The organism is Moorena sp. SIO4A1, assembly GCF_010672065.1.
GTDB lineage: Bacteria > Cyanobacteriota > Cyanobacteriia > Cyanobacteriales > Coleofasciculaceae > Moorena.
The window spans coordinates 1-1,103 of sequence record NZ_JAAHHX010000998.1 but is presented as its reverse complement, the minus strand read 5'-3'; the positions used below and the strand labels follow the sequence as shown (position 1 = coordinate 1,103).

Below are 1,103 nucleotides of genomic sequence, written 5' to 3'. Positions count from 1 at the left end.
TGAGACTTTCCCGACCAATTGGGGAACTTCCTAAAAAAATAGGAATTTTTAGCTTGATTTGGCTAAATTGTTCCATCTTAAATTAGGGAGTATACTCCCATTATAACTATTCTACTTTGTAGTAAAACTCGCGGCAGAGAAAATTAGGGCGATCGCCATCCTTAAACTTGATAAAGGCAGCAACTACGCATAAACCTTTATTCATATTGGCTGCTAATAATGGTTCTACTCCATCAAGGTTGTACTGGGCATGGAAAGCTGTTTGACCGAGATTATCTACAAATGTTGTCACCTCAACTTTGCCCCAATCTTCTGGGGAATTAGCACCATAAACATTGATAAAAACGCGATCGCCCTCCTGAGTTATGGTATACTTCTTAATCCACTCGGTTTTTTCACTAGAATTGATCCAAGTTCCCAGAATGGCACTTAAGTCAAGTTGAGCATTGTTATTCGGTTGATAACTCTGGGTTTCACCATGAATTTCGTTCCATTTCATTTATTAAATATCTCCATACTATAAAACTATTACCTTAAAGACGACTAACGGTGAAAAAACTCGCGGGAAAAGTGACCAATGCGACCACTACCGTCTAGGTAGCGAGTGTAGGATTGAATGCAGAGTATACTTAGTTTTTGATTGGAAACAAGATGAGTTTCAATTCCATCTAGACTAAAAAGGGCATGGAATCCTGCTGCCATCAGGGATGATATACCAGAACCGTAGGGTATAGCTTCCGCTTCTCCCCAATCAATTAACCCCCCATCGCTAGCTCCATAAGCATTGATGATTAAACTACCATTGCGATCGCTTAAGATTACTTTCTTGATGTAGTTAGTATCTGGTTTGGTATTAAACCATTCTCCCAACACAGATGAAACATCTATAGAGCCATCTACAGATGGCCGTTCATCCGCTTTCATGTATTTGGTAAATTGCTTGGTACTTTCCATAGTATTAATTGTGATTTGTGTTTAACAGGGAACAGGGAATAGGGAATAGGGAATAGGGAATAGGGAACAGGGAGCAGGGAGCAGGGAGCAGTTGCGTAGGGTGCGTTAGGGACGGGCTGTCGCTAATTTTCTCAGTAGGCAGTATTGAG

General features: G+C 40.6%; 2 protein-coding genes. Both read right to left on the bottom strand.

The features are described 5' to 3' along the window. Nucleotides 1–106: 106 nt before the first annotated feature. The gene (locus F6K53_RS44765) at nt 107–499 is read right to left on the bottom strand and encodes a hypothetical protein (protein WP_293087498.1); all 393 of its coding nucleotides are present in this window, start codon (nt 497–499) and stop codon (nt 107–109) included. Between the two features lie 44 nt (nt 500–543). Continuing rightward, nucleotides 544–954 (bottom strand): hypothetical protein, encoded by a 411-nt coding sequence (locus tag F6K53_RS44760; RefSeq protein ID WP_293087496.1) that lies wholly within the window; start codon nt 952–954, stop codon nt 544–546. Nucleotides 955–1,103 lie beyond the last annotated feature (149 nt).

Bases quoted from the DNA above. Each gene is read 5' to 3' on its own strand.
- F6K53_RS44765 (WP_293087498.1), bottom strand. From the start codon at position 499: ATGAAATGGAACGAAATTCATGGTGAAACCCAGAGTTATCAACCGAAT.
- F6K53_RS44760 (WP_293087496.1), bottom strand. From the start codon at position 954: ATGGAAAGTACCAAGCAATTTACCAAATACATGAAAGCGGATGAACGG.